This is a genomic window from Janthinobacterium sp. MP5059B, from assembly GCF_001758645.1.
GTDB lineage: Bacteria > Pseudomonadota > Gammaproteobacteria > Burkholderiales > Burkholderiaceae_D > Janthinobacterium > Janthinobacterium lividum.
The window spans coordinates 491,117-513,174 of the sequence record NZ_LRHX01000016.1 but is presented as its reverse complement, the minus strand read 5'-3'; the positions used below and the strand labels follow the sequence as shown (position 1 = coordinate 513,174).

Below are 22,058 nucleotides of genomic sequence, written 5' to 3'. Positions count from 1 at the left end.
GGCCTCAGAACGCAAAGCAGCTGCACCCCAGCGCGCCCCAGAAGCCGGAGTGGCTGGAGACGGGCACGGAACTCTTGCGCGCCACGTCATGGGCGTGGGCGTGCACGCCGCAGGCGCCCTGGCACTGGTGCTGTTGCATCACGCTGCTCTTTTGCGGCGGCGCGGCGCGGTAGTGGCCGGCCACGTTTTTCACGGGCGACCAGTCGGGCAATACGGGGATAGGAGGCGGCGCCAGATTGGCAAATTCCGCCTGGCCGTAGACGATCTTGCCGCCGACGATGGTGAGCACCGATTCGATGGACTTGATCGCCTCTTCAGCTATGCTGAAAAAATCCGCGCTCAGCACGGCCAGATCGGCCAGCATGCCTTCCTGGATGCGGCCCTTCTTGCCTTGCTCGCTGGAGAACCAGGCGCTGCCCGCCGTCCACAGTTCCAGCGCCGTGTCGCGCGACAAACGGCTGCCCGCGTCGTACAGGCGCAAGCCGCCCACGGTGCGGCCCGACACCAGCCAGTACAGCGCCGTCCACGGGTTGTAGCTGGCGACCCTGGTGGCGTCGGTGCCGCCGCCTACCGGCACGCCCGAGGCAAGCATGCGCGCGATCGGCGGCGTGGCCTTGGCTGCTTCGGCACCGTAGCGGTCGACAAAGTACTCGCCCTGGAAAGCCATGCGGTGCTGGATGGCGATGCCGCCTCCCAGCGCCTTGACCCGGTCGATGTTTTTCGGCGTGATGGTTTCGCAGTGGTCGAACATCCAGTGCAGGCCGTCGAACGGAATGTCGCGGTTGACCTTTTCAAAGACCGTCAGCATGCGCTCGATCGATTCGTCATAGGTGGCGTGCAGGCGGAAGGGCCAGCGTTTGGACACCAGGTGGCGCACCACCTTTTCCAGTTCGTCGTCCATGCCGGGCGCCAGGTCCGGGCGCGGTTCGAGGAAATCCTCGAAGTCGGCGGCGGAAAATACCAGCATTTCGCCGGCGCCGTTATGGCGGTAGTAGTCGTCGCCCTGGCCCGGCGTGACCATCTCCGTCCATTTTTCAAAATCCTCCAGTTCGCGGCCCTTGTTTTGCGTGAACAGGTTGTAGGCGATGCGTATCGTCAGCTGCTCTTTTTGCGCCAGTTCCTCGACCACCGCGTAGTCTTCCGGATAATTCTGGAAGCCGCCGCCCGCGTCGATGGCGCTGGTCAGGCCGAGGCGATTGAGTTCGCGCATGAACTGGCGCGTGGAATTGACTTGCAATTCTCGCGGCAGGGTCGGACCCTTGGCCAGGGTCGCATATAAAATCATGGCGTTCGGCCGCGCGATCAGCATGCCCGTGGGGTTGCCAGCAGCGTCGCGCACGATTTCGCCGCCAGGCGGGTTCGGCGTGTTCTTGTCGTAGCCGACCACGCGCAGGGCGGCGCGGTTGAGCAGGGCGCGGTCGTACAGGTGCAGGATGAAGACCGGGGTGTCGGGCGCGGCCGCGTTGATTTCATCGAGGGTCGGCATGCGCTTTTCCGCGAACTGGAATTCGTTCCAGCCGCCCACCACGCGCACCCATTGCGGATTCGGCGTGCGCAAGGCTTGCTCCTTGAGCATGCGCAGGGCGTCTGCCAGCGAAGGCACGCCTTCCCAGCGCAATTCCAGGTTGTAGTTCAAGCCGCCGCGGATCAGGTGCAGGTGCGAGTCGTTCAGACCGGGAATGACCGTGCGGCCACCCAGGTCGATCACGCGGCTGTCGGGCGCGCGGTGGCGCATGACGTCTTCAAGATCGCCCACGGCGAGGAATTTACCGTCGGCGATGGCCACCGCGCTCGCTTGCGGGCAGCTTTTATCGACGGTATGGAAGCAGCCATTGAGCAGGATCAAGGGTGCGGCGGCGGGGAGGGTGTGTTCTGGCATGGTGCAGCTCCATGGTTGCGGTGCGGGGGGGAGGGGGCCGGCGTGCGCGGCGCGAAAGTCACGTCGACCAGTGTAGCGGACGTCCTGCGCTTGAACACGGGCCAAAAGATCAGGTGGCGCGTCGCGCACTGGCCGAATGGCGGGGGCGGTGGCCGGCCGCATGGCTTACCATGCAGGCAGCGGCGCCGGGGCGCTTCCCTGGCGCGTTTTTCGTTTTTTAGTGCATTGCACGGTATCAGGAGTCATTCGATGGATCAGCCACCACATAGCCGTTTATACGGCACCAGCCTGGGCTTTTTGGCCGGGTATGTCGATACCCTGGGCTTTATCGCCCTCTTCGGCCTGTTTACGGCCCATGTCACGGGTAACTTCGTGCTGATCGGCGCCGCCCTGGCCGAACCGACGCGCATCCCCATCCTGCTGAAAATCCTTGCTTTTCCCGCCTTTATCGCGGGCATCGTCGTCACGCGCCTGATGGTGCTGGCCATCGAGCGCCGCGGCGGTCCGGCGCTGACGCTGGCCTTCCTGCTGCAATGGATCTTGCTGGCCGGTTTCATGGTGTTTGGCGTGCTGGCCGAGCCGGTCGGCAAGGAAGTGGGCACGCTGGCGATGCTCGCCGGCTTGCTGGGAACGGCCGCCATGGGCGTGCACAGCGCCACCAGCCGTCTGCTGCTGGCACACCTGGCGCCGACCTCCATGATGACGGGGAACGTGACGCAGATCGTGCTCGACACCGTCGACGTGCTGCGCGGCGCGGCCGACGAGGGCACGCGCGCGCGCTGCGGCAAGTTCTTTTGGCCGCTGCTGGCCTTTGCGCTGGGCGCCATCGCTGCCGGCTTTGGCTACCTGGTCTTCGGTTTCGCGGCGCTGGCCGTGCCGCTGGTGCTGCTGGGCGGGCTGATCGTCGTGGAGCAGCGTAGCGGTCGGACCGCCGTGCCCGTGTCCTGACAGCCGCCATGCGCGCCTTCCTGCTGTGGCTGATGTTCATGCTGGCCAGTCCTTGCGGGCTGGCCATCGATGCCGCACGCGGCATCCATCAGCTGCAGCACACGCGCTGGACGGCCAGTGACGGCGCGCCCGACGATATCATCGTCATGGCACAGGGCAATGACGGTTTCCTGTGGCTGGGCACGCATGCAGGCGTGCGCCGTTTCGACGGCCTGCGCTTCGAGCCCGTGCGCGCGCGCCAGGGCAGCTTTCCCGACACGGTGGCGCTGGCGCTCAAGCGCGCCGCCGACGGCGGCATGTGGATAGGCTGGCAAGTGGGCGGCATCAGCCACGTCAAGGATGGCGTGGTGCGCAATTACGCCGAAGCGCAGGGCGTGCCGGCGGGCGCCATCTGGGGCTTTGCCATCGGCGGCGACGGCGCCGTGTGGGCCGCCGGCGTGTCCGGCATCTCGCGCTTCGATGGCCGGCGCTGGCAGGCGATGGGACCGGCGCAGGGCTACACGGCGCAAAAGGCGTCCGCCGTGTTTGCCGACCGCGATGGCCGCATCGCCGTGTTCAGTGAAAACGGCCTGTTCATGTGGCAGGCGACGCAGTCGCGCTTCGCGCCGCCCATCGGCCGGCTTGACCTGCGCGCGCCGCCGCAGCAGGGACCCGACGGCCGCATTTATTTGCTGGAGATGCGCGGCATCCGCATCATCGAGTCGCTGGAGCGCTATGAGCAGCCCGATCATCAGTGGATTTACCGCGATACCAGCGGCACCAGCGGCAGCATGCTGGTCGATCACGCGGGCACCTTGTGGTTCGACAGCCAGTATGGCTTGCACCGCACGCGCAGCAGCGGCGCGCTGGCGCCGGGACAGCTGGGCATCAGCAGCGACACGGAATCGTTCCTGCCGCGCGATGGCTTGAGCAATGTCCTCGTCGGCTCCATGTGCGACGACAATGAAGGCAATGTCTGGGTTGCCACGTACGGAGGCCTGGACCGTTTCCGCCAGGCCGCGCCCGTGGTCCTGCGCACGCGTGCCGCGCCCGGCGTGGCCGAAGTGTTCCGTACCCAGGAAATGCTGGCCGGAGCGGCAGGCGCGATGTGGCTGTCGCGCGATGACGTCCTGGGGCCGCTGCTGCTGGCGCGGGCCGACGGCACGGTGCTGCGCGCGCCGCGCCTGGGGCCCATCAGCGCCATCCTGGAAGCGCCGGGCGGCCTGTGGGTGGCGGCCCGCGCCGGCCTGCGGCAGCTGGCCGGCGAGGATGGGCGCGTACTGCGCACGATCGCCTATCCATCTGGCGCTGCCGCGGTCAAGCGCATGCGCGCCGGCGTGCTCGCGCCCGATGGCAGCATCTGGGGCGTGTTCAGCGGCGCCGGCGTTTTCCAGTATCGCGACGGGGCCTGGCGGCGCGAACCGCTGCTGCCCGATGGCGGCGCGAAAGTGCCGCTGGCGCTGCTGGCTGACGCGGCCGGGCGCCTGTGGCTATCGTATGCCGATGGCAGCGTCGCCATGCTGGAACGGGGGCGGCTGCACGCCTTCGGTCCCGCGCAGGGCCTGGACCTGGGCAAGATTCCCATGCTGATCGAATACCGCGGGCAGGTGTGGGCGGGCGGGCAGCGTGGCGTGGCGCTGTGGCGCGGTGGCCGCTTCGTCACCCTGCGCAGCGAGCCGGCCAGCGCCACCGAGGGCGTGGTGGGCCTGCTGCGCGCGCGCGACGGCAGCCTGTGGCTCAATCACGGCAGCGGCGCCGCGCACATTCCCGCCGCGGAAGTGGACCTGGCGCTGCGCGACGCCGCCCATGCCATGCGCGCCACCTCGTACGACGCCGTCGATGGCTTGAACGGCAGCATCAGCATGCTGCACAACCGCTCGGTTGGCGAAGCGGACGATGGCAAGATCTGGTTTTCGCGCCAGAGCGCGACGTTCTGGATCGATCCGCGCCAGACGCTTGCTCCCTTGCCGGCGCCACGCGTGGAAATCGGCGCGCTGCTGGCCGACGGCCGACGCGTCGATCCGCCCGCAAGCGCCGGCCTGCAGCTGGCGGCAGGCACGCGCGACGTGCAATTCCATTACAACGCCGCCAGTCTGGGCACGCCGGAGCGTTTGCAGTTCCGCTACCGGCTCGACGGCTACGATACACAGTGGCAGCAGGCGGGCGGCCGGCGTCTGGCGCAGTACACGGGCCTGGGGCCGGGCAGCTACCGCTTCGAAGTAATCGCGGCGAATGGCGACGGCGTGGCCAGCACGGTGGCGCAACTGCCGTTCCTTGTGCTGCCCGCCTTTTACCAGACCTGGTGGTTCCGCAGCCTGTGCGCGGCGGCGCTGCTGGCGGCCGCATACGGCGTTTGCCTCTGGCGGCTGCGCCAGCACGCCGCGCGCCTGCAGGCGCGGATGGAGGCGCAGCAGGCCGAGCGCGAACGCATCGCGCGCGAGCTGCACGATACCCTGCTGCAGGGCACGCAGGCGATGATCCTGCACTTTCACAATGCCAGCATGGCCATCGCCGAGGATGACCCCGCGCGCGCCGCCATGCTGCGCGCGCTCGACGACGCCGACCGCATGCTGGGCGAGGGACGCGACCATGTGCACGACCTGCGCGCGGGCGACGATGCGGGCGCGCGCTGGAGCGCCATCCTGCGGCGCGAAGGCGAGCGTCTGGCGGCGCAGCACGGCATCGTGTTCCGCTATGCGGAGGAAGGCGAGGCGCGCATGCTGCATGCGCGTGCCGCGCATGAAATCTACCGCATCGCCAGCGAAGCGCTGCGCAATGCCTTCCAGCATGCGCGCGCGCAGGTGGTCGAGGTGGCGGTGCGCTATGCGTGCGGAGGCATCGAACTGCTCGTGCGCGACGATGGCCAGGGCTTGCCGCCGGTGGTCGCGGCGAACGGGCAGATTCCCGGACACTGGGGCATGCCCGGCATGCGCGAGCGCGCGGTGAAACTTGGCGCGCGCCTGACTGTGGGCGGGCGCGATGGGGGCGGCACGCAGTGGCGCCTGCGGGTGCCGGCGCACCGCGCCTGGCCGCTGGCGCACGGCCCGCTGCGCCGCTGGTGGCAGCGCTGGCGCCGCTCAGGCGTCGAGGATGCCGCGCCGTAGCGCGATGGTGACGGCGTGGGTGCGGTCCCGGGCGCCCAGCTTGGCCAGGATGGTGCTCATGTGCGCCTTGACGGTTTCTTCCTTGATTTGCAGCAGGGCGCCCGTCTCGCGGTTGGAATTGCCTTGCGCAACCTGCTTGAGCACGTCCAGTTCGCGGTTCGACAGCACGTCGCTGCAAGCATACAGCGCCAGTTCCGCCTCGATCTCGGGCGTGATGTGGCGCCGCCCCGCGTGCACGTTCTGTATCGCCGCCAGCAATTCGTGGCGCAGCGCGCTTTTCAGCACATAGCCGCATGCGCCCGCGCGGATGGCGCGCAGCACCTGCGTGTCGCCCTTGTAGGTGGTCAGCACGATGATGCGCGCCTGCGGATGGCGTGCGCGGATGGCGCCGATGGCGTCAAGGCCGTTCATGCGCGGCATCTGCAAATCCATCAGCGTGACATCGGGCTGCAGCGCGTCAAACTGCTGCACCGCCTGCTGGCCATCGGTGGCCTGGCCCACCAGCGCCACGCCGGGAAAGGCGCGCAGCAGGGCCGCGATGCCGTCGAGCAGTAACTGGTGGTCGTCGGCAATGAGGACGCGTATCGGCGCCGTATCGCTGCGCATGATGTTGCCTGGCAAAGAGGAGTTATCGATCAAGAGTCGTCGGAGCATGGTGAGCAAAAGGTATTTTACCGCAGCGCCCGCCCTCCTGCAGGGGGCATTTCCCGGAGCCAGCCTGCATGCCAACCTATATTTAGATAGTGGTGCGGGCATGCCGCCAGGCATACGATGCACGGCAGTACCCACTCAACCCTTTCTTCATGGATGACATCATGACCAATCCGAAACTGGAAGTCCTCACCCCCGATAATTGCCAGATCATCTTCATCGACCAGCAGCCGCAGATGGCGTTCGGCGTGCAGTCGATGGACCGGCAAGCGCTGAAAAACAATACCGTGGGCCTGGCCAAGGCCGCCAAGGTATTCAACATCCCCACCATCATCACCACCGTCGAAACGGAAAGCTTCTCCGGCCATACCTATCCGGAACTGCTGGACGTCTTCCCCGGCAAGGATATCCTCGAGCGCAGCTCGATGAACTCGTGGGATGACCAGAAGGTGCGCGATGCGCTGGCCGCCAACGGCAAGAAGAAAGTCGTCGTTTCGGGCCTGTGGACGGAAGTGTGCAACAACAGCTTCGCCCTGTGCGCGATGCTCGAAGGCGATTACGAAATCTACATGGTGGCCGACGCTTCCGGCGGCACTTCGAAGGAAGCGCACGATTACGCCATGCAGCGCATGATCCAGGCTGGCGTGGTGCCCGTGACGTGGCAGCAGGTGCTGCTGGAATGGCAGCGCGACTGGGCGCACAAGGAAACCTATGACGCCGTCATGGCCATCGTGCGCGAACATTCGGGCGCCTACGGCATGGGCGTCGACTACGCCTACACGATGGTGCACAAGGCGCCGCAGCGCATCCATGGCGAACACGCCACCCTGGCGCCGGTGCCGGCCAAGTAAACGCCGAGTGCCGTGCCATGCGCCGCGCGCCTGACCGCGCGCGGCGTTTTTTTCATCGAAAGGAATGCGCCATGAAGTTATATGTGATTTCGCTGGCGGTGGGTTTGCTGGTTGGCATTATCTACGCCGTCTTGCAGGTGCGCTCGCCGGCGCCGCCCGCCATTGCCCTGATCGGCCTGCTGGGCATGCTGATCGGCGAACAGATCGTCCCCGGCGTCAAGCGCCTGATGGCGGGAGAAGCCATCACCGTGTCGTGGCTGCGCAGCGAATGCGTGCCGAAGATCAGCGGCGTGGAAGCGAAGCCGACATTGGCCAAGGCCGAGCCGCAGCAGAAGGACGACAGCGCCGCCTGATCTTTCCGGCAGCTAGAACGCGCCCAGCAAGCCGCGCCGGGCGGCCACCGTGGCCGCCTCGGTGCGGCTTGATACGTTGAGCTTGGTCAAAATATTATTCACATGAAATTTGACGGTGCCCACCTCGATGCCGGCGCTGCGCGCGATCATCTTGTTGCTCTTGCCCGCTGACAGGTGCAGCAGGATGTCGTGCTCGCGTTTCGACAGGCGGTTCGCCTCGATGCGGCCGGCCTGCTGCGCCGCCAGTTCCGGCGGCAGGTAGTGCCTGCCGGCGGCCACCTGGCGGATGCACTGCGTCAGTTGCAGGAAGCCGGAATCCTTCAGCAGGTAGCCGCGCGCGCCGGCGCGCAATGCCCGGTGCACGCTGTCCTCGCCCTGGTAGGTGGTGAGGATGACGATCTTCGCTTGCGCGTCGTCGGCGCAGATGCGCTCGATCGCCTCGACGCCATGCATTTCCGGCATGTTCAAATCCATCAGCACCACGTCGGGGCGCAGTTGCCGGTACAGCTCCACGGCGGCGCTGCCCGTGCCGGCCTGGCCCAGCAGGAGTAAGCCAGGCAGTGACGCGATCAGCGAGGCCAGGCCGGCCAGGATCAGCGGGTGGTCGTCGGCGATCAGCAGGGTAATCGGCGGATCGGCCGGGGGCATGGTCGTGTGCATGGTTGTGCTCATGGCGCTGGCAAGGTGAAGTGGAAGACGCTGCCGTGGGGCGCGCCGGGCGCATGCCACAGGCGGCCGCCATGCGCGTCGAGGATGCGGCGGCAGATGGCCAGGCCCATGCCCATGCCGTCCGGTTTGCTGGAATACAGGGCGTGGTACAGGCGGCCGGCCGCCTGCGGCGCGATGCCGGCGCCATTGTCGGCAATGCTGAAGTGCTGCACGCTGCCATCCAGGCGCGAGGACAGCAGCACCGTGCGCGGCCGGCCGCCGGTGTCGCGCAGAGCCTCGATGGCGTTCATCAGCAGGTTCAGGATGACTTGCCGGAATTGCACCGGGTCGGCATGCAGCAGCGGGCGGCCCGGCGCCAGCTGCGTTTCCAGATGGATGGCGTGGCGTTGCAGTGGCGCGCGCAACAGCGGCAGCAGGTCTTGCACGGCGTCGTCGGCCACAAAATGACCGTGGCTGTCCGGCGAATTGCAGGCCAGGCCATGCACGCTGCGCAGCACGGCGCTGGCATGGCTGCCGGCACTGGCGACCAGGGCCAGCGCCGCGCGCGCCTCGTCGAGGCGGGGCGGATCGTGATCGAGCCAGCGCAAGGCGGCATCGGCATTGAGCGCGATGGCCGCCAGCGGCTGGCGCACCTCGTGCGCGACCGATGCGGCAAATTCGCCCATACCGTCCATGTTGCCCATGCGCTGCGCCTGCGCCGGGCCGGGGTCTTGCTTCTGAGGGAAATAATGCATGCTGGCCATCGCGGAACTCCTGTCGTTCGCTGCGGCGTATGCCGCGCTGCAACAAGTATGCACGGCGCATCAGGCATGGCAGTTATACGAATGGGGGAGGCGGGCGGTTTTTTTTGCGTGGCGGGGAAGAGTAGCACCGCCGGGCGGGCCGGCGGTGCGGGAAGCGCAGAACGGTCAGGACTTGATAAAGGCCAGCAAGTCTTCGTTCAGGCGGTCCTTGTGGGTGGCCGGCAAGCCGTGCGGCGCGCCTTCATAGATGACCAGCCTGGCGTTCTTGATGAGCTTGGCCGCAGCCTTGCCGGAAGCGTCGATCGGCACGATCTGGTCGTCGCCGCCGTGCACCACCAGGGTGGGCACGGAGATTTTCTTCAGGTCGGCCGTGAAGTCCGTCTCGGAAAACTGCTTGATGCAATCGTAGGCGTTCTTGATGCCGCATTGCATGCCCTGCAGCCAGAAAGTGTCGCGCATGCCTTGCGACACCTTGTTGCCGGGACGGTTGGCGCCGAAGAACGGCACCGTCAGGTCCTTGAAAAATTGCGAACGGTCGGCCAGCACGCCGGCGCGGATGCCGTCGAAGACGGACATCGGCAAGCCGCCAGGATTCGTCTCCGACTTGACCATCTGCGGCGGCACGGCGCCCACCAGCACGGCCTTGGCCACGCGCTTTTCGCCATGGCGGCCGATATAGCGCGCCACTTCGCCGCCGCCCGTCGAATGGCCGACCAGGGTCGCGCCCTTGATGTCGAGCGCGTCGAGCAGGGTGGCCAGGTCGTCGGCGTAGGTATCCATGTCATTGCCCTGCCATGGCTGGCTGGACAGGCCGTGGCCGCGGCGGTCGTGGGCGATCACGCGGTAGCCGTGGCTGGCCAGGAATATCATCTGGTCTTCCCAGGCGTCGCCCTGCAATGGCCAGCCGTGGCTGAAGACGACGGGCGTACCGCTGCCCCAGTCCTTGAAGTGGATGACGGTGCCGTCCTTGACGGTGACGCTGTTGACGGTGAGCTTGCCCGGTGCCGCCGCAGCGGCAGCGGCTGGCTTGGCGGCAGCGCCGGCGCCACCGGCGGCCAGCAGGCCCGCGCCGGCGGCGACACCGGCGACGCTGACGAGCAGCTTGCGGCGGGAGGTGACTTCTTCGGCTTCGATTTTCTTCGACATGATGCATTTCCTTCGGGGATGGGGGAGGGACCAGTTACGGCCTGAGCCAGTAATGGCATCGGCCAGTCTAGGCCTTCGCGCGCGCCGGCGCCTCTGCCAAAAGACCAGTCGCGCCGAGGCGCCCGCCTGCCTATGATGGCTGGCAGCGGCGCGCCGCGTCGCCTGGCTTTTCCACTGGAGCAATCATGAAGAAACACTGGATGGCGGCGCTGGCCGGCCCCTTCTTGCCCGATGCGGGCTTGCTGTTTGCGCGCGTGACGGGCGCGCTGCTGGTGCTGCACGTGCACGGTTTGCCCAAGCTGCTGCACTTCTCCGATGAACTGGCGCATATCGACGACCCGCTGCACCTGGGTCGCGCCGTCACCCTGTACTGCGCCCTGTTCGCGGAAATCCTCTGCCCGCTGCTGGTCGCCGCCGGCTTGCTGACGCGCCTGGCCTGCCTGCCATTGCTGTTCCTGCTGGGTGTGTCGATGCTGCTCGTGCACCCGGACTGGAGCATCGCCGATGGCCAGTTCGGCTGGCTGCTGATCATCGTCTTTGGCACGATTGCCATCAGTGGCGCGGGACGTTATTCGCTCGATGCGCGGCTGCGCCGTTAGATGACGAACTCCCGGGGCAGCGCCGGCTTGTGCGCCAGCAGCAGTGATAATTTCTTTAATGCGTTGGCCAGGCGCGCGCGGTCGCGGATGCTGCCCAGCGAAATGCGGATGGCGTTCGGCGGGCGGTTGTCGTAGAAGGCGTCCGAGGCCGTGACGGCCACGCCCTGGGCGCGGGCCGTGGCGGCCAGTTCGCGCGAGGTCCAGTAACTGGGCAGTGAATACCATACGTGGATGCCGTTGCTGTGCGGCTGGCTGGTGCCCGTCAACATCGTGCGGATGACGTCCTGGCGCGCGTCCGCTTCGCTGCGTATGCCGGCCAGCAGCGCGTGCGCGGAGCCGTCGTGTATCCATTGCGTCGTCAGCGCCGTCGTCAGGGGCGTGGCCATCAGGGAAAACGAGCGCATGGCCTGCAGGAAGCGTTCGCGCAGCTGCACCTCGGCGATCAAGGTGTAGGCCATGCGCAGGCCCGGCGCCAGGCATTTCGACAGGGTGGCGATATACGACACGTGGGCGGGCGCGTAATGGGCCAGCGGGGGCGGTGCGTCGGATGCCAGCAGCCAGTACGGGTCATCCTCGATGATGTGCATGCCGCAGCGCTGCACCACCTCCGTGATGGCCAGGCGGCGCGCGGCCGGCATGGTGTGCGCCGTGGGGTTTTGCAGGGTCGGGTTCAAATACACAAGGCGCGCCTGGTGCTTGCGGCACGCCTTTTCCAGCGCTTCGGGCAGCATGCCGTCGGCATCCGTTTCCACGACGATGGCCTTGCGGTTCAGCTGGCTCGCCGCCAGGCGCAGGCCCGGGTACACGGCGCTTTCCGTCAGGATGCTGTCGCCGGGCCGGCTGAGAGTCAAGATCAGCGCCGCCAGCGCCGCCTGCGCGCCGGGACAGGCCACCACATGTTCCGCATCGACATCGCCGAACATGGGCGCGAGCCAGACGGCGCCCGCCGCGCGGTCGGCCTTGCCGCCGCCGCCCAGGTGATAACTCATCAACAGATCGCTGTCCGTGCGCATCAGCACTTGCGCCACGCCCTGTTTCAGCAAGTCGCCGAAATCCACGCCCACGGGCGGCGGCGGGATGTTCATGCTCAGGTCCAGCATCTGCGTCAATTCCACTTTCGGCGCCGCCACATAGGTGCCGCGCGCGCCATGTCCCTCCAGCAGGTTGCGGCGCTTGGCTTCGTCGTAGGCGCGCGTTACCGTCGTCAGGTCGACCTGGTACAGGGCGGCCAGGCGGCGCTGCGGCGGCAATCGGTCACCCGGGCGCAGGCTGCCGTCGGACAACGCGCGCTCGAGCATGTCGGCGATCTGCAGGTAGCGCGGGCCGCCGTGCTGCACGAACGGTGTGATCCACGCGCTGGCCTGGCTTTCTTCTTGTATGGATTTGGATTGGGGCATTTTGTTTTATGTATGGGTATTGCTTCTCGTAATTATGGGTGTAAGCCATGAAAAAATCCATACATTTATGCGTGTCGGGCTGTATCTTCAGGACGATGCACGACGGATGGTTTGCCCGCCCGTCCGGCCAGGCCGGCGGGGATTGCTATTTCCAACAGGCATTTAAGTCTGCGTCTCAAGGTGTGGCAGCGCACGGTGGCGCGTGGCGGGGGCGGTTAAGGTAGTACCAACAGCTTGCTGCTGATCCACTGTTTGATATGGCTCAGCCCGGCAGCGTTTAGCCGCTTCTTTTTCCCCGAAGCGAGGAGAATCATGATTCGGTCACGGCATCGAGCATGGTTGAAATTATTCACTGTTAAAGGAAACCATCATGAACGCGATTGAAAAAACCAGCTCCGATTTGAACGGCACCGTCCAGGATACCCGCCAGGATTTGCACCGCACCATCGACAAGGTGGCAAGCCAGGCCCAGCCTCTGGCCGACAAGGTGGCCACGCGCGCCCATGACGGCGTGGACCAGGTGGGCGACCGCATCGGCCAGGTCAGCGACACCGTCAACAAGGCTTCCGAAACCTTGATGGCGCGCGGCAAGCAATTGGGCGCCGCCTGCCAGCGCGCCGGCGAGACGGGCCGCGATTATGTGCGCGAGCGTCCGGCCGTGTCCTTGCTGATTGCGGCGGCAGCCGGTTATGGCCTGTCGAAACTGCTGGGTTCGCGTAAATAACTGTACGCAGCCAGGCAAGGTCGTTGTCGTGGGCGCTGGCCCGGTCTGCGGGCCGTGCCAGCGCCCACGCGCACAAGGTAGCAGCAAGCGGTAAAGGAGAGTGATGATGCGCTCCATTTTGTTGTGGTTGATCGGCATACCTATTCCCATCATTATTTTGATTGCCCTGTTCGTGCGCTGAATGAGGGAGTTGTAGCGTTACTTCCCGGGGCAAATTACTCACAGGAGATGTAATGGCTAGCAACAAGAAAACGCCGTCCACGGACGGTGCGGGTTCCGTATTGAGCAGCATGTCCGGCCCATCCGACAGCAATGCGCCGCACAGCCTGGGCGCGGACAACGACGTGGCCCGCGCGCTGCTGCAAAAGACGGCCGCCGGCCAGCAACTGGCCGCCGCCATGGCCGTCAATCCCAAGGAGGATGGCCAGTATGGCGAGGCGGCGCGCACGCCGGTCGAAGGCGTGCATGTGGCGACCGGCGAAGCGCTGGCCACGGCCAGCACCACGGGCGAAACGCTACCTTCTCCGAAGACGGGTGACGGTCAGCCCGCGCTGGGCGGGAATGCGCTGAATAGCTCGCTGGATGGCGCCCGTAGCGACGATAGCGGCTGCGTGCTGACGACCAATCAGGGCGTGCCCGTGGGTGACAACCAGAACTCGCTGAAGGCGGGCTTGCGCGGCCCCACCCTGATGGAAGATTTCATCCTGCGTGAAAAGCTCACGCATTTCGACCATGAGCGCATCCCCGAGCGCGTCGTGCATGCGCGCGGTTCGGCCGCCCACGGTTACTTCGAATGCTACAAGGAGCAAAGCAAGCATACGCGCGCCAGGCTGTTCGCCAAGGCGGGCAAGCGCACGCCCGTCTTCGTGCGCTTTTCCACGGTGGCTGGCGAACGCGGTTCGACCGATACGGCGCGTGACGTGCGCGGCTTTGCCGTGAAGTTCTATACGGACGAAGGCAACTGGGATTTGGTGGGCAATAACATCCCCGTCTTCTTCATCCAGGATGCGATGAAATTCCCCGACCTCGTGCATGCGGTCAAACCCGAACCGCACAATGGCATGCCGCAGGCGGCCAGCGCGCACGACACCTTCTGGGATTTCGCCTCGCTGTCGCCGGAAATCACGCACATGCTGATGTGGGCCATGTCGGACCGCGCCATCCCGCGCAGTTACCGGATGATGCAGGGCTTCGGCGTGCATACCTTCCGCCTCGTGAATGCCAAGGGGCAGTCCGTGTTCTGCAAATTCCACTGGTCGCCCATGGCCGGCACGCACTCGCTCGTGTGGGACGAAGCCGTCAAGATCAGCGGCGCCGATTCCGACTTCCACCGGCGCGACCTGTGGGAAGCCATCGAGTGCGGCGAGTATCCCGAATACGAGTTGTCCTTCCAGGTCTTCACGGAAGCACAGGCGGAAGCGTTCCCCTTCGACGTGCTCGATCCGACCAAGCTGATTCCAGAAGAACTTGTCCCTCTTGTCCCCGTCGGAAAAATGGTCTTGAACCGCAACCCGGACAATTTTTTCGCCGAGACGGAGCAGGTGGCGTTCTGCACGGCGCACATCGTGCCCGGCATCGATTTCTCCAACGACCCGCTGCTGCAGGGACGCATCCATTCCTATTTCGATACCCAGCTGACGCGCCTGGGCGGCGCCAACTTCCATGAAATCCCCATCAATGCGCCGCTGGCCCCCGTGCACAACAACCAGCGCGACGGCATCCACCGGCAGGCCATCAACCGGGGCCGGGTCGCGTACGAGCCGAACTCGCTGGCGGGCGGCTGCCCGTTCCAGGCGGGCGCGAAGGGTTTCAACAGTTTTCCCGCTTCCGCCGAAGGCGACAAGGTGCGCGGCAAGCCCGAGAAATTCGCCGAGCATTATGGCCAGGCGCGCCTGTTCTGGATCAGCCAGACGCCGGTGGAACAAGACCATATCGTGCATGCGTTCCGCTTTGAGCTGAGCAAGGTGCAGACGGTGGCGATCCGCCAGCGCATCGTCGCCATGCTGCGCAATGTCGATGAGACCCTGGCGCAGCGCCTGGCCGATGGCCTGGGCCTGGCGCTGCCGCCCGTCATGCCGCGCGCTTCCCTGGAGCCGCTGCCGGCATATCCGCCATCGCCTGCCCTGTCGCTCTTTTTCCGCCCCGGCAAGACGGGTATCCATACCTTGCGCGTGGCCATCCTGGTGGGGCCGGGCAGCGATGGCGCGCAAGTGCGCAATATCTATGCCTCGCTGCTGGCCGATGGCGCCGTGCCGCGCCTGGTGGGCAGCCACCTGGGCAAAGTCGACACCAGCGGCGGCGCGCCGCTCGACGTGGAAATCTCGCTCGAGGCGGGACCGTCCGTGCTGTTCGACGCCGTGGTGCTTCCCGACGGCCAGGGCGCCGTGCAGCAGCTGGGCAGCGACGCCAATGCGCTCGACTTCCTGCGCCTGCAATACCGCCACTGTAAGCCGGTGCTGGCCAGCGGCGCCGGCAAGGACTTGCTGGACAAGGCTGGCGTACCGGTGACCCTGCCCGATGGCAAGCCGGATCCCGCCATCATCGTCGCGCCTTCCGGCGACGTGGTGAAAGCCGTGGCGGCCTTTAAAAAGGCGCTGGCCGCGCACCGGGCGTTTGCGCGCGAGACGGATCCGCCGAGGGTGTGAGTGGCGGCATCAGCACGGGGGCCGGATCCGCCGGCCCCGTTGCATACGCTGTTTGAGCGGCATGCGCAACGCCATGCAACAATGTAAACAATAAAAACGTCCTGCGGTGATATGCTGCTGACTAGAACTGTTCATTTGCAACTATTTGCTTGAAGGAAGCAGAACAGCAGCAAGGAACGGCTTCAGCAAACCGGATCGCGATTACTGCATGGACAAGTACACACCTCGCACCTGGGGGCCGGGCGAACGCCCGACCTTGCCCGGGTCGCCATCGATGCCCGAACATTCGACGCCCAAGCGTGTCGCGTATTTCGTCGTCGGCCTGATCGTCGCGCTGACGGGGGGACTGGGCAACGGCCTGGTGACGGCCAATTTGCTGAACCTGCAAGGTTCGCTGGCTGCCTATGCCTACCAGATGCAGTGGCTGCCGGCAGCCTACGTGATGACCATCGTTTCCATGAATCTGCTGCTGGTGAAGTTCCGCCAGCAGTTCGGCCTGCGCCTGTTCACGGAAGCGTTCCTGGTGCTGTATGCGCTCGTCACCTTCGCCCACTTGTATGCGAATACCTTGCCGTCCGCGATCGCCGTGCGCGCCGCGCATGGCATGGTGGGCGGCGCGCTGGGCGTGCTGGGGTTGTACTACACCCTGCAGGCGTTTCCCGCGCGGCACCGCCTGAAGGGCGTGGTGCTGGGCCTCGGTTTTGCCCAGCTGGCGCTGCCCCTGGCGCGCATCTTCACTTCCGAACTGCTGCAGATCGGCGAATGGCATGGCCTGTACCTGTTCGAACTGGGACTGGCCCTGCTGGCGCTGGGCTGCGTGCTGGCCCTGAAACTGCCGCCCGGCGACAGGGTGCAGACGTTCGAGCCGCTCGATTTCCTCACCTTCATCCTGTTCGCGCCCGGCGTGGCCCTGCTGTGCGCCGTGCTGGCGCAGGGGCGCACGGCGTGGTGGATGGAATCCGAGTGGGTGGGCGTGTGCCTGGCATGCTCGATCGTGCTGATCGCCGCCTCGCTGGCCATCGAGCATAACCGGGCGCGCCCGCTGCTCAACACGCGCTGGCTCACCACGGGCAAGATCGCCAAGCTGTTCTTGTCCGTGCTGCTGTTTCGTATCGTGCTGTCCGAATCGACGGGCGCCGTCGGCTTCCTGCAGGCGCTGGGCTTGAACACGGACCAGATGCAAAACCTGTTCGTCGTCGTGCTCCTGGGCAGCGTGGCGGGCCTGGTGGTCAGCGCGCTGACGATCAATCCGGCGACGTTGAACCGCTCGCTGATGTTCGCGCTGCTGCTGATCGCTGCAGGCGCCCTGATCGACGCGCATGCCACCAGCCAGACGCGCCCCGTCAACATGTATGTCAGCCAGTTCCTGCTGGCCTTTGGCGGCACGTATTTCCTCGGTCCGACCATGGTGGCCGGCATGGGTGCCGTCATTGCCGAACCGCGCAACCTGGTGAGTTTTTCCGTGATGTTTACCATGACGCAGAACCTGGGCGGCCTGCTTGGTGCGGCCATCGTCGGCACCATCCAGACGGCGCGTGAAAAATACCATTCCAGCTACCTGGTCGAGCACCTCACCATGCTTGACCCGCAAGTGGCCGCGCGCGTGCAGTCCGGAGCCGCAAGCTATGGCGGCGTGCTGACGGACCCTGCCTTGCGCAGCGCCCAGGGTGTGGCGCGCCTGGGCGCCATCGCCACGCGCGAAGCCAATGTGCTGGCCTATAACGATGTTTTTTTGATGATCGCCGGCGTCGCCATCGCCACCCTGATCTGGATGCTGGTCAGCCAGTCCTGGACCCGCATCACCACCGGCGCGCGTCGCCTGGTCGGCCCCGTGCGCGATGCGCAGACGGCCATGGCCATCGTCCCCATTACCAATTCGGAACCGAGCAATGACAGAAAATAACACCACGCCGCCAGTGCCTGCACCGACATCCGCACCTGCCCCGGCGCCTGCGGCAAGCAGCACACCGCCGCAGCCGGACCGGCGTCACCAGTGGCTGTCCGCGCTGGCCTTTGCCTCCGTGGCCCTGGTGGGCGTGCTGATCGTGCTGTATGCGTGGCGGCTGCCGCCGTTCACCAGCCCCATCGTGACGACGGAAAATGCCACCGTGCGGGGCCAGGTGACCATCATCGGCACGCAGCTGTCGGGCTATGTGGTGGAGGTGACGGTGCAGGACTTCATGGACGTCAAGGAAGGCCAGCTGCTGGTGCGCATCGACGACCGCATCTACCAGCAGCGCTACGAACAGGCGCAGGCCCAGCTGGCCGCGCAGCAGGCGGCGCTGTCGAACTGGGCGCAGCAGAAGGCCAGCGCGCAGGCGGGCATTTCCGTCAGCGAGGCCGTGATGGCGAATGCGGAAGCACAGGCGCGCAAGGCCAGCGCCGATCTGAATCGCGTGGAGCAGCTGGTGGCAGACGGTTCCCTGTCGCAGCGCGAACACGACCAGTCGCGCGCCGCGCAGGCGCAGATGGCGGCGGCGCTGGCGCAGGCGCGCGCCAATCTCGACATCGCCCAGCAAAGCGTGCACAGTGTGGTGGTCAACAAGCAGGCGCTGGAAGCGGCCGTGGCGAATGCGCAGGCGGCCGTCAAGGCGGCGAAGATCGACCTCGATAACACGCGCATCGTGGCACCATCCGACGGCCAGCTGGGCCAGGTGACGGTGCGCCAGGGCGCGTACGTGAATTCCGGGGCGCAGCTGATGGCGCTGGTGCCGCGCCAGATGTGGGTGATTGCCAATTTCAAGGAAACGCAAATGAATGGCGTGCAGGAAGGGCAGAGCGCCACCTTCCACGTCGACGCGCTCGATGGTGCCGTGCTGACGGGCCAGGTGGAACGGATCTCGCCGGCCACCGGCTCCGAGTTTTCCGTGCTGCCGGCCGATAATGCGACGGGCAACTACCTCAAAATCGCCCAGCGCATTCCCGTGCGCATCCGCATCGATGCGGGCCAGGCGAATGCGCGCCGCCTGGTGCCTGGCATGTCGGTGGTGGTCAGCGTCGACACGTCGGCCGTGCTGAACGACTCGGCGGACAATCCCGCGCCACCGCCTGCACCAAAAAAGGCGACCGCGAAGGCCAAGCCATGAAGCGCCGCCTCCTGGTGATTGCCGGCGTGCTGGCGCTGGCGGGCTGCGCCGCCAACGCGCCACCGCAGCCCGCATCGGCCCTGCAACTGCCGTCCGGCTGGCGCGCGCAAGGCGAGGGCGCCGCAGCGTCCGCGCATGGCACACAGGTGGAACAGCTGTGGTGGCAGGCGTTCGGCGATCCGGTTTTAAGTGATCTGGTGGGCGAGGCGCTGGCGCGCAATGGCGACCTGCGCGTGGCGCGTGCCCGCGTGCAGGAATACCGCGCGCGCCTGGCGCAGGCCGATGCGAACCGCGCGCCCAGCCTGGCGTTCGATGGCTCACCGACGCGCACGCGCACCCTGGCGTCGAGCGGCAAGCCGTATGTGACGAATGTCTTCCAGGCGGAACTGCAGGCCAGTTATGAAATCGATGTGTGGGGCCGGCTGGCCAGTCTGAGCGATGCAGCGGGCGAGAGCTACCGCGCCGAGCAGGCCAGCCTCGATGCGGCGGCCCTGTCGATCGCCGCCAGCGTGGCGACGAGCTACCTGAACTTGCGGGGCCTCGACGCGCAGCTGGCGCTGACGCAATCGACGCTGCAGCTGCGCGAACAGTCGCGCGAGCTGGCGCGCAAGCAGTTCGAGGTGGGCTACAGTTCGCGTCTGGAATGGCTGCAGGCGCAATCGGAATACCATGCGGCGGCCGAGCAGGTGCCGCAGCTGCAGCGGCAGATCTTCGAACAGGAAAACGCGCTGGCCGTCCTCGTTGGCGGCAATCCCGGTCCCATCGCGCGCGGCTTGCCGCTGGCCGAGCTGGCGGCGCCTGGCGTGCCTGCCGGCCTGCCTTCCGAATTGCTGCGCCGGCGGCCCGACATCGCGCGCGCGGAACACAACCTGGCGGCAGCCAACGCCAGCCTGGCCGCCACGCGCGACCAGCTGCTGCCCTCGTTCAAGCTGACGGCCGTTGGCGGCGGGCAAGCCACAACCCTCACCGATTTCCTGCATGCGCCCACCGCCCTGTGGCGGCTGACGGCGCTGGCGGCCGGCCCCCTGTTCGATGGCGGCAGGGTGCAGGCGCAGACGGATGCGGCCGGTGCGCAGCGCGACCAGCTCGTGTACGCGTATGAAAACGTGGTGCGCAACGCCTTCGCCGAAACGGAGAACAGCCTGGGCGCCATCTACCGCCTGCGGCAGCAAGCAGTGGAAAACGAGGCGCGCCGCGCCACCGCGGCCGATACCCTGCGCATCGCGCACAACCGCTACCGCAATGGCTACGCCTCGTACCTGGAAGAACTCGACGCCCAGCGCACCCTGTACAGCGCCGACGTGGGGCTGCTGCAACTGAAGACTCGCGTCCTTGTCGCCTCGGTCGACCTGTACCGGGCCATGGGCGGCGGCTGGTCCCCCAAGACGGAATAGGCGCGCGTGCACGGCGCGGTCGTTTGCCGTGCCCAGTGTAATATTCTGACCGGGGAAAGCGGCGGCATGGTGCCAGCTGCTCCCGTCACGAACGAGGTCGCAGCATGACGATTTTTGGCATAGGCATCCACATCCTGATCGCGGTATTTTTTGCGGTTCACGTGGTGCGCAACGGGCAGCAGCTGTACTGGCTGCTCATCTTATTCATGTTCCCGCTGCTGGGCAGCGTGGTGTATTTCTTCGCCATCTACCTGCCCAATTCGCGCCTGCCGCAAGGCGCGCGCAAGGTCGCTTCGGTGGCCGTGCAAGTGCTCGATCCGAACCGCGAACTGCGCGAGGCGAGAGCCGCTTTCGAGTACACGCCGACGGCGCAAAACCAGATGCGCCTGGCCAGCGCGCTGCTCGAAGCGGGCGATGCGCAGGAAGCGGCATCGACCTACGAAGCCTGCCTGCGGGGAGCGTTTTCATCGGACCTGGAAATTCGCCTGGGCGCGGCGCGCGCCTATCTGGAATGCGAACGGGGCGCCGAGGCCTTGACGCACCTGGAATTCATCCGCCGCACGGATATCCATTTCCGTCCCGAGATGGTGTCCCTGCTGACGGCGCGCGCCCTGGCGCAAAGCGGGCGCCAGGTGGAAGCGAAGGCGGAATTCGACGATGCGCTGACACGCTACAACAGTTTCGAGTGCCGCGCCGAGTGCGCGATCTGGGCGTTGCAGCAGGGCGACAAGGTGTTGTCGGAACGCCTGCTGCTCGATATCGACAGCGCCATGGCCCGCTGGAGCAGCCATACGCGTGCCATGTATGCGCCGCTGCTGGTGCGCCTGGAGGCGGCGCGCAGGTAGCTGGCGTGCGTGGGGTCAGACCCGGCGGGTCCGACCCCGTCAAACGCCAGGCACCGTGTTTTTCCCTTCAATTAATTTATATCCCTTGCCATCGAAAGCATAGCGCGCGTGTCCGTTCAGCGGCGTGGCGATGCGAGGCGGATCTTCATCCGGCTTGACCGTGACGCCGGGCTTGATCTTCTCGGAGGCGCCCTTGAAATCGATCAGCAAGTCATCGTAGGCGCCGCCATTGCGCGCGGGGGCGAAGCGCCACTTGCCTTCGACCATCCAGCATTCATCCATGTCCGGCGTGCAGGCGCCCATATTGTCCGAGTACAGGTCCATGCCGCCATCGAGCGCGGTCACCTTGCCGTCGCCGATTTCAAACAGGGCCAGTTGCGTGATGGTGTAGCCCTGGCCCGTATAGCCATGGCGGATCGCCAGTCCCGGCTTGTTCGCGCCCAGCATGACCCAGTGGACTTCACCGAGCTGCCCCGATGAACCGAGGGCGGCGATGTTTTCCAGGCGTTTCACGACTTGCCACTGGCCGTCTTCCGGCTGGCCCTTGGGCGCCAGGAAAAACACATTCAACAGTCCCGACGAGGCATGCGCCGATTCCGCCGTGCCTTCCGTGTTGGCCGTTTCCGCATTCGCCACCAGGATGGCGCGGCCATCGGGCAGGAGCTTGTGGCTGACGGCACTGACCACGTAACTGAGTTTGTCGACATGGTTGTCAGGATCGGGCAGGTCGGCCAGCGCATCCTCGCTGTCGCTGCGGTAGTCCTTGCCGAAGATGGCGTGCATCATGCCCACTTCACGCTCGCGCGCCTGCGGCGTGTTCATCGCTTCCGTCCTGGGGGCGGTGGCGGCCGGCGGCGGCACGTGTTCGGCCGATGCTGCATCGCCAGCGGCAGCGGCTGCGGGGACATCGCTTACCACGTCAGCGGCCAGGTCGGCGCTGGCGGGAGCGGTCTTTTCCGAGCAGGCGCCGAGCAGCGCGGATACCAGTAGCAGGACGAGCGGGGTGCGGTAATTCATAGGCAGGGCAGATTGCGTTCATGGAGAA

The 22,058-nt window shown here is 66.2% G+C and carries 18 protein-coding genes; 11 read left to right on the top strand and 7 right to left on the bottom strand.

Annotation, left to right across the window (positions count from 1 at the left end):
• Positions 1-4: 4 nt before the first annotated feature.
• Positions 5-1,879, bottom strand: coding sequence for an amidohydrolase (locus tag JAB1_RS19330; RefSeq protein ID WP_070281427.1), 1,875 nt, complete (start codon positions 1,877-1,879; stop codon positions 5-7).
• A 249-nt stretch (positions 1,880-2,128) separates the two neighbouring features.
• Between JAB1_RS19330 and JAB1_RS19325 the strand changes: the two genes are divergently transcribed.
• Both JAB1_RS19325 and JAB1_RS19320 read left to right on the top strand, forming a co-directional pair.
• Positions 2,129-2,827, top strand: a complete 699-nt coding sequence (locus tag JAB1_RS19325) for a YoaK family protein (RefSeq protein WP_070281426.1) — start codon at positions 2,129-2,131, stop codon at positions 2,825-2,827.
• Positions 2,828-2,835: 8 nt separating this feature from the next.
• On the top strand, positions 2,836-5,910 hold the full coding sequence (locus JAB1_RS19320; RefSeq protein ID WP_070281425.1) for a sensor histidine kinase: 3,075 nt from the start codon (positions 2,836-2,838) through the stop codon (positions 5,908-5,910).
• Here the strand turns inward: JAB1_RS19320 and JAB1_RS19315 are convergent.
• Entirely contained in the window at positions 5,884-6,516 is a 633-nt protein-coding gene (locus JAB1_RS19315) for a response regulator transcription factor (protein WP_034786496.1), read from the bottom strand. The two genes, JAB1_RS19320 and JAB1_RS19315, sit on opposite strands and share 27 nt — an antisense overlap.
• A gap of 209 nt (positions 6,517-6,725) precedes the next feature.
• On the opposite strand from JAB1_RS19315, the gene JAB1_RS19310 reads away from it, so the two are divergent.
• Together JAB1_RS19310 and JAB1_RS19305 are read left to right on the top strand one after the other, a co-directional pair.
• A complete protein-coding gene (locus tag JAB1_RS19310) occupies positions 6,726-7,412 on the top strand; it encodes a hydrolase (protein WP_070281851.1) in 687 nt (228 codons plus the stop codon).
• A 71-nt stretch (positions 7,413-7,483) separates the two neighbouring features.
• A complete protein-coding gene (locus JAB1_RS19305) occupies positions 7,484-7,765 on the top strand; it encodes a XapX domain-containing protein (protein ID WP_034786497.1) in 282 nt (93 codons plus the stop codon).
• Between the two features lie 12 nt (positions 7,766-7,777).
• Here JAB1_RS19305 and JAB1_RS19300 read toward each other — a convergent pair whose 3' ends face one another.
• The 3 genes from JAB1_RS19300 to JAB1_RS19290 all read right to left on the bottom strand — a co-directional run bounded on the left by JAB1_RS19300 (position 7,778) and on the right by JAB1_RS19290 (position 10,323).
• Complete coding sequence (locus JAB1_RS19300; protein WP_225317412.1) at positions 7,778-8,437, bottom strand: response regulator transcription factor; 660 nt, start codon at positions 8,435-8,437, stop codon at positions 7,778-7,780.
• Positions 8,434-9,177, bottom strand: coding sequence for a sensor histidine kinase (locus tag JAB1_RS19295; RefSeq protein WP_070281424.1), 744 nt, complete (start codon positions 9,175-9,177; stop codon positions 8,434-8,436). Before JAB1_RS19295 ends, JAB1_RS19300 begins: the two co-directional genes overlap by 4 nt.
• A gap of 165 nt (positions 9,178-9,342) precedes the next feature.
• Positions 9,343-10,323, bottom strand: a complete 981-nt coding sequence (locus JAB1_RS19290; protein WP_070281423.1) for an alpha/beta hydrolase — start codon at positions 10,321-10,323, stop codon at positions 9,343-9,345.
• 185 nt (positions 10,324-10,508) lie between these two features.
• Between JAB1_RS19290 and JAB1_RS19285 the strand changes: the two genes are divergently transcribed.
• Positions 10,509-10,922, top strand: a complete 414-nt coding sequence (locus JAB1_RS19285) for a DoxX family protein (RefSeq protein WP_205412594.1) — start codon at positions 10,509-10,511, stop codon at positions 10,920-10,922.
• Here the strand turns inward: JAB1_RS19285 and JAB1_RS19280 are convergent.
• A complete protein-coding gene (locus JAB1_RS19280) occupies positions 10,919-12,319 on the bottom strand; it encodes a PLP-dependent aminotransferase family protein (RefSeq protein WP_070281422.1) in 1,401 nt (466 codons plus the stop codon). The genes JAB1_RS19285 and JAB1_RS19280 overlap by 4 nt on opposite strands.
• A gap of 370 nt (positions 12,320-12,689) precedes the next feature.
• Here JAB1_RS19280 and JAB1_RS19275 point away from each other — a divergent pair, with 370 nt between their 5' ends.
• The 6 genes from JAB1_RS19275 (at position 12,690) to JAB1_RS19250 (ending at position 21,013) form a co-directional block, all read left to right on the top strand.
• Entirely contained in the window at positions 12,690-13,043 is a 354-nt protein-coding gene (locus tag JAB1_RS19275) for a hypothetical protein (protein WP_070254489.1), read from the top strand.
• 233 nt (positions 13,044-13,276) lie between these two features.
• Positions 13,277-15,688, top strand: a complete 2,412-nt coding sequence (locus tag JAB1_RS19270; RefSeq protein WP_070281421.1) for a catalase — start codon at positions 13,277-13,279, stop codon at positions 15,686-15,688.
• Positions 15,689-15,896: 208 nt separating this feature from the next.
• A complete protein-coding gene (locus JAB1_RS19265) occupies positions 15,897-17,591 on the top strand; it encodes an MFS transporter (RefSeq protein WP_070281420.1) in 1,695 nt (564 codons plus the stop codon).
• Positions 17,578-18,774, top strand: a complete 1,197-nt coding sequence (locus tag JAB1_RS19260; RefSeq protein ID WP_070281419.1) for an HlyD family secretion protein — start codon at positions 17,578-17,580, stop codon at positions 18,772-18,774. Before JAB1_RS19265 ends, JAB1_RS19260 begins: the two co-directional genes overlap by 14 nt.
• Positions 18,771-20,168 carry an efflux transporter outer membrane subunit gene (locus JAB1_RS19255; protein WP_070281418.1) on the top strand — a complete coding sequence of 466 codons (1,398 nt, stop codon included), beginning with the start codon at positions 18,771-18,773 and terminating at the stop codon, positions 20,166-20,168. Before JAB1_RS19260 ends, JAB1_RS19255 begins: the two co-directional genes overlap by 4 nt.
• 104 nt (positions 20,169-20,272) lie before the next feature.
• Positions 20,273-21,013 (top strand): tetratricopeptide repeat protein, encoded by a 741-nt coding sequence (locus JAB1_RS19250; protein WP_070254494.1) that lies wholly within the window; start codon positions 20,273-20,275, stop codon positions 21,011-21,013.
• A 39-nt stretch (positions 21,014-21,052) separates the two neighbouring features.
• Here JAB1_RS19250 and JAB1_RS19245 read toward each other — a convergent pair whose 3' ends face one another.
• Positions 21,053-22,030, bottom strand: coding sequence for a hypothetical protein (locus JAB1_RS19245; RefSeq protein WP_070281417.1), 978 nt, complete (start codon positions 22,028-22,030; stop codon positions 21,053-21,055).
• Positions 22,031-22,058 lie beyond the last annotated feature (28 nt).